Here is a 6180-nt window from a genome sequence, read left to right as displayed (position 1 = left end):
CACAACAGCAGGCGGAACGGGAAGCGGCGGAAAAGCAAACTAAGCAGCAAACCGAACAGGAAAAGCCGAGTGAAGGTGGATTTTTCAGCCGCTTGTTGAAAGGGCTGGTTAAAACCAAACAGAATCTGGGCGCCGGTTTCCGTAATCTGTTCATCGGCAAAAAAATTGACGATGAGTTATTTGAAGAGTTGGAAGAGCAGTTACTCATTGCCGATATCGGTATGCCGACCACGAGTAAAATCATTGACAGCCTGACCCGGCACGCATCAAAAAAAGAGCTGCGTGATGCGGAACAATTGTATCAAAAACTGAAAGATGAAATGGCGGCTATCCTAGAACCGGTGGCGAAACCGTTGGAAATTACCGATAAAAAACCATTTGTGATTCTGATGGTCGGCGTCAACGGCGTGGGTAAAACCACGACTATCGGCAAACTGGCGCGCCAATTCCAGTCGCAAGGCAAATCGGTGATGCTGGCGGCTGGCGATACTTTCCGTGCGGCGGCAGTGGAGCAGTTGCAAGTGTGGGGCGAGCGCAACAATATTCCGGTGGTGGCACAAAGTAGCGGCTCGGATTCCGCTTCCGTGCTGTATGATGCGATGGAATCCGCTAAAGCGAAAAATATCGATATTTTGCTGGCGGATACCGCCGGGCGTTTGCAGAATAAAAATAATCTGATGGACGAATTGAAAAAAATCGTGCGAGTGATGCAAAAATTGGATCCTGAAGCGCCGCATGAAATTATGCTGACGCTGGATGCAGGCACCGGACAAAATGCCGTCAGTCAGGCGAAACTGTTCAATGAGGCGGTCGGTTTGACCGGGATCAGCTTGACTAAACTGGACGGCACGGCGAAGGGCGGTGTGATCTTTGCGATTGCCGATCAGTTCCAGCTGCCGATTCGCTACATTGGTGTCGGCGAAAAAATTGATGATCTGCGCCCGTTTGAAGCACAGCAGTTTATTGAGGCGCTGTTCAGTCAGGAACATGAATAAAGCAAGAGAGAAAATATGATTCGTTTTGTGAATGTGAGCAAAGCTTATTTGGGCGGAAAACAGGCGTTGCAAGGGCTAAGTTTCCATCTGCCGGTCGGCAGTATGAGCTACCTCACCGGTCATTCCGGTGCGGGCAAAAGTACGCTGTTAAAATTGATTATGGGCATTGAGCGCGCCAATGGCGGCAGTGTGTTTTTTAACGGCCATGACATTACCCGAATCAGCCCGGAACAGATTCCGTTTCTGCGCCGTCAAATCGGCATGGTACATCAGGATTACCGGCTGCTGACGGATCGTTCGGTATTGGAAAACGTATCGTTGCCGCTGATTATCAGCGGTATGCACCCGAATGAAATCAAGCGCCGTGCTTCTGCCGCACTTGACAAAGTCGGGCTGCTGCACCGCGCCAATCATCTGCCGCTGCATTTGTCCGGCGGCGAACAGCAACGGGTGGATATTGCCCGAGCGGTGGTGAACCGTCCGCAATTGTTATTGGCGGACGAACCGACCGGTAATCTGGATAAAGCATTGTCACAAGAGATTTTTCGCTTGTTTGAAGAGTTTAACCGAATCGGCGTTACCGTATTAATCGCCACGCACGATCACGCCATTATTCAACAAAAACCGAAGCCGACCTTGGTATTGGAACAAGGTCATTTGCGCGCATTTCAATAGGAGCCGTCAGTATGAATTCCCGTCGTTTACAAGCGCCTTTTTGGATGCAGACCCAATATGTATTGCAATCGGTATTCGCCGATTTATGGTTAAAGCGTGTCGGCACGTTGCTGACGGTGTTGGTGATTGCGGTGTCGTTGACCATTCCGACCATCAGTTATTTACTGTGGAAAAACACTAAACAAGCGGCGACCGAATTTTATCCGGAATCTCAAATCTCGGTTTATCTGGATAAAACACTGACCGAAGCGGACGCTAACTTGGTGGTCGAACAGCTGCGCCAGCAAAATGGTGTGGCTTCACTCAGTTATATTTCACGTCAGCAAAGTTTGGAGGAATTTCGTGCTTGGTCAGGTTTCGGTACGGAGTTGGAGCTTCTAGACGACAACCCGTTGCCGGCGGTGGTGATGATCACGCCGGAGGAAGAGGTTCAACAGTCGGCGAAGCTGGCGGATTTACGTCTTGCGCTGGCTAAAGTTAAAGGCGTGGACGAAGTGCGGTTAGACAGTGACTGGCTGGAAAAACTGGGTGCGATGACTTGGCTTGCCGGTCGTATTGCCGTGGTTTGTACCCTGTTGATGTTATTGGCTGTGATTTTGGTGATCGGCAACAGCATCCGATCTGATGTGTACAGCAGCCGTGCCAATATCGAAGTCACCAAACTGCTGGGCGCTACCGAACATTTTATTCTGCGCCCGTTTCTGTATACCGGGCTGATTTACGGTATTATCGGCGGTATGCTGGCGGCGTTGTTAAGTGCGGTCACGATTGCTTATTTTTCGACTGCGATTGAGTACGTTGCCGATATTTTTGCAATGAAATATGAACTGAACGGTATTAATTTGGTTGAAATCCTGTTTATCATTATGCTGGCGGCTTTCACCGGCTGGTGCGGCGCTTGGATAGCCGCCAAAAAACATATCAACCGGTTGGACGAAGGGCAATAATTGCCCTTTTATTTTGCCTGAACCGCACTTTGACGAACAAAAACGGAGGAAAGGGATTTTATGTCGCAACAAACGTTTGAAAAAATTCTTGACCTGTTAAAGCAACATCAGGCTCGTTATCGGGTGGTCGAACACACTGCCGCCGGCAAATCGGAAGAAGTGGCAAAAATTCGCGCTACGGAAATCGGACAGGGCGCGAAAGCACTGGTTTGCACGCTGAAAGGTAACGGCATCAAGCAAAACGTACTGGCGATTTTACCGGCGGATCAACAGGCGGATTTAAGCAAAATCGCCGCGGCTTTCGGCGCAAATAAAGCCTCACTGTCCAGCCCGGCGGAAGTGGCGACATTGACCGATTGCGTGTTTGGTGCAATTCCGCCGTTCAGTTTTAATGAACAACTTGTCTTGATAGTCGATCCGATGTTGGGTGAACGCTACGCCGAATTAGCCTTTAATGCCGGTACGTTAGAACGATCGATTATTCTGAATAGTGCAGATTATTTTCGTATTACGCAGCCTAAACAAGTCGGTTTTATCCGAACTGTCGATTAAACAATACTCCGGTACCGATTTATCTCCGGCTAGTGATGAGAATAATAATCGCCAAAATCGTGGGAAAACAGCGGTAACACGGCTTTTTCTTTTATTGTTCCTTCAAAACGGTTTAATGTCTTGTTTATACCAACGTTTAAGCTTCTCATGACTACGGCTTTCAAAAAGTGTTATCAGCGGCGCCTGTGTGAAATCGCCCGCTTGAATCGCTTGATAGATAAACAGCAGAAGGAATGAGGAAATCCGGTGCAATCTCCATTTCATCAAATAGTCGGGCATATTGTTCGGCGCTTCTGGAAAAGAAATAAAGCCCGATAGTAACCTCTGCGCCAGTCACGACAAGCGAGTGTTTTTCTGAAGCGCATTTCTAACATATCGTTAGCCTTAGTATCAAAAAACGATCAACAACAGCCAAATCAATGTCATAATCAGCAGGGCGGTAGTCACGGCGGCAGAACCGAGATCTTTGGCTCTGCCCGACAGTTCGTGATATTCCGTGCCGACTCGATCGACCACGGCTTCAATCGCACTGTTTAACAGTTCTACCAGTAATACGATTAAAACCGAGCCGATCATCAAAGTCCATTCTACGCCGTTATCGCCGAGGAAAAAAGCAAGCGGAATCAGAACCGCCGCCATCATCAGCTCGTGCTGAAAGGCGGTTTCCGTTATGGCTTGCCTGTAGCCTTTGATTGAATACCCGGTTGCTTTGATAATATGGGTGAAACCTTTATGTTTTTGCATGATTTTCCTTAATTGTTTTTATTATTCGGCGCAACGTGCGGTTTAATTGGACAATCGTTTGGCTTCAATCACATCATTGATTCGCAGCAACGATGAAAGAATACGCCCCAGCATATCCACATTGCCCAACTCGATTTCCATATCCATGGTGGCGGTCATACTTTTTACATCGCTTTTGCTCGAAACCCGCTGCACGCTGACTTTTTCGTTGGCGAGGACGGTGGTAATATCACGCAGCAGACCGGTGCGATCATTGGCGACAATCCGCAGAACCAGATTAAATTTGGTATTGTAGCTTTCTCCCCACACGGCTTCGACAACCCGTTCGGGGCATGCTTCTTGTAGATTCAGCACTTGTTCGCAATCGGCGCGGTGAATTGAAATGCCCCGCCCTTGCGTGATATAGCCCAGAATCGGATCGCCCGGAATCGGCTGACAGCAACGGGCGATGTGGTGCATCAAGTTGCCTACCCCCTCGACCACAATCTGTCCTTTGGTTGCCGTCGCTTTACTTGGCTGTTTATTTTCCACTTGGCGCAGAATATGCTCGTCCACCTCTTCCGCCGTCGGTCGCAGCAGCTTGCCTTGCAGGTAGTTGCTTAACTGATTGAGACGGATATCGCCGTTGCCGAGACCGGCATATAGGTCGTCCAGCTGTTTCAGGTTGTAGCGCGGCAGGGCGTATTCTTCGATCTGCTTATGGCTCAGCCCCAGTTTTGCCATTTCCGCATCCAGCAGCTCTTTACCGAGCGGAATATTTTTTTCACGATCCAACCGCTTGAACCAAGCTTGAATTTTGGATCGCACTCGATTGATGGTAACAAAGCCCGACTGCGGATTCAGCCAGTCGCGGCTCGGATTCGGGTTTTTCTGGGTGATGATTTCCACCTTGTCGCCCATTTGCAGTTTATAAGTGAACGGCACGATGCGATCCGCCACTTTGGCGCCGATACAGCGGTGTCCGACTTCACTGTGAATGGTGTAGGCAAAGTCCAGCGGTGTCGAACCGACCGGCAAATCGACAATATCGCCCTGCGGGGTGAAGACATAAATTCGATCATCAAAAATTTTACTGCGGGTTTCTTCCACCATGCCGCCCGATTGGCTGACATCATGCTGCCATGCCAACACTTGTCGCAACCAAGTAATTTTTTGTTCATAACCGGCACGGCCGCCGGTGCTGCCTTCTTTGTATTTCCAGTGTGCCGCCACGCCCAGTTCGGCATCATCGTGCATTTTCTGCGTGCGGATCTGCACTTCTATCGCTTTTTCGCCCTTGCCCAGCACCACGGTGTGAATCGATTGATAGCCGTTCGGTTTCGGGTGGGCGACATAATCGTCAAACTCGCTCGCCAGATGTTTAAAATGGCTGTGGACAATGCCAAGTGCGGTATAGCAATCTTCCAGTTTATCCACAATAATCCGCACCGCACGAATATCAAACAGTTGAGCAAACGGCAGATTTTTTTTCTGCATTTTTTTCCAGATACTGTAGATATGTTTCGGCCTGCCGTAAACTTGTGCCGTGACGGGCAGTTCGGCTTGCAGCTCACGTTCGATAACGGCAACGAAATGCTGAATATACGCCTCGCGATCGCGCCGTTTTTCGTGCAGCAGTTTGGCGATTTTGCGGTAATTATCGGGATCCAAATAGCGGAAGCAGTAATCCTCCAGCTCCCATTTCAATTGCCCGATGCCGAGCCGATTGGCGAGCGGCGCATAAATATTGCTGCATTCACGCGCCGCCAGAATTTTTTCCGGTTCGGAAATAAACTGGTTTTCTTCACGCAGAAAAGCCACCCGTTCCGCCAGTTTGATGACGACACAGCGGAAATCATCCACCATCGCCAACAACATACGGCGCACGTTATCCACCTGTAAATGGCTGCCCGATTGGCTGGCACTCAGCTGGCGGATACCGTCCATATCGACCACCCCTTTCACCAGCTTGCGGATATCGTTGCCGAAATCCTCTTTGATTTGATCATAGCTGAGAATTCTGCGCCGAACCAACGGAAACAGCATTGCGCTCAGCAGGCTGTCTTGATCCATATTAAGTGCGCTCAGAACCTCCACCATTTCGCTGGCGGAATAGAGCAGATATTGCCGCTCTTTCGTCTCCAGAGCCTGCAATTTACTGTCATTATAGTGCCAAGTCGCCACCAGTTTTTGACGAACGTCAGGGGCAAGCGGCAAGCGCTCGCTCCAATCTTCAACCACAAATTGCTCGGGTGTGAGCAAATGCGAGGCTCGTATTGCAACCATAA

General features: G+C 49.5%; 7 protein-coding genes. 4 read left to right on the top strand and 3 right to left on the bottom strand.

The genetic code is table 11. The features are described from left to right. From ftsY to OA57_RS06855, 4 genes are all read left to right on the top strand, one after another. A partial coding sequence (gene ftsY, locus OA57_RS06870) for a signal recognition particle-docking protein FtsY (RefSeq protein WP_084589886.1) occupies window positions 1-995 on the top strand: 995 nt, incomplete at its 5' end. Window positions 996-1010: 15 nt separating this feature from the next. Continuing rightward, window positions 1011-1670 (top strand): cell division ATP-binding protein FtsE, encoded by a 660-nt coding sequence (gene ftsE, locus OA57_RS06865; protein WP_034615343.1) that lies wholly within the window; start codon window positions 1011-1013, stop codon window positions 1668-1670. A gap of 11 nt (window positions 1671-1681) precedes the next feature. After that, the gene (ftsX, locus tag OA57_RS06860; protein ID WP_034615340.1) at window positions 1682-2617 is read left to right on the top strand and encodes a permease-like cell division protein FtsX; all 936 of its coding nucleotides are present in this window, start codon (window positions 1682-1684) and stop codon (window positions 2615-2617) included. A gap of 60 nt (window positions 2618-2677) precedes the next feature. Then, on the top strand, window positions 2678-3169 hold the full coding sequence (locus tag OA57_RS06855) for a YbaK/prolyl-tRNA synthetase associated domain-containing protein (RefSeq protein WP_034615337.1): 492 nt from the start codon (window positions 2678-2680) through the stop codon (window positions 3167-3169). A 102-nt stretch (window positions 3170-3271) separates the two neighbouring features. Here OA57_RS06855 and OA57_RS12700 read toward each other — a convergent pair whose 3' ends face one another. The 3 genes from OA57_RS12700 to relA all read right to left on the bottom strand — a co-directional run bounded on the left by OA57_RS12700 (window position 3272) and on the right by relA (window position 6178). Then, complete coding sequence (locus OA57_RS12700) at window positions 3272-3433, bottom strand: hypothetical protein (RefSeq protein WP_161788337.1); 162 nt, start codon at window positions 3431-3433, stop codon at window positions 3272-3274. A gap of 126 nt (window positions 3434-3559) precedes the next feature. Continuing rightward, window positions 3560-3913, bottom strand: a complete 354-nt coding sequence (locus OA57_RS06850) for a diacylglycerol kinase (protein ID WP_034615332.1) — start codon at window positions 3911-3913, stop codon at window positions 3560-3562. 42 nt (window positions 3914-3955) lie between these two features. Beyond that, complete coding sequence (gene relA / locus OA57_RS06845; RefSeq protein ID WP_034615329.1) at window positions 3956-6178, bottom strand: GTP diphosphokinase; 2223 nt, start codon at window positions 6176-6178, stop codon at window positions 3956-3958. Window positions 6179-6180 lie beyond the last annotated feature (2 nt).

Origin of the sequence: Chelonobacter oris (assembly GCF_000772535.1) — a bacterium.
Taxonomy (GTDB): Bacteria; Pseudomonadota; Gammaproteobacteria; order Enterobacterales; family Pasteurellaceae; genus Chelonobacter; species Chelonobacter oris.
The sequence above is the reverse complement of the archived record's forward strand: the minus strand, read 5'-3'. Positions and strand labels throughout refer to the sequence as shown.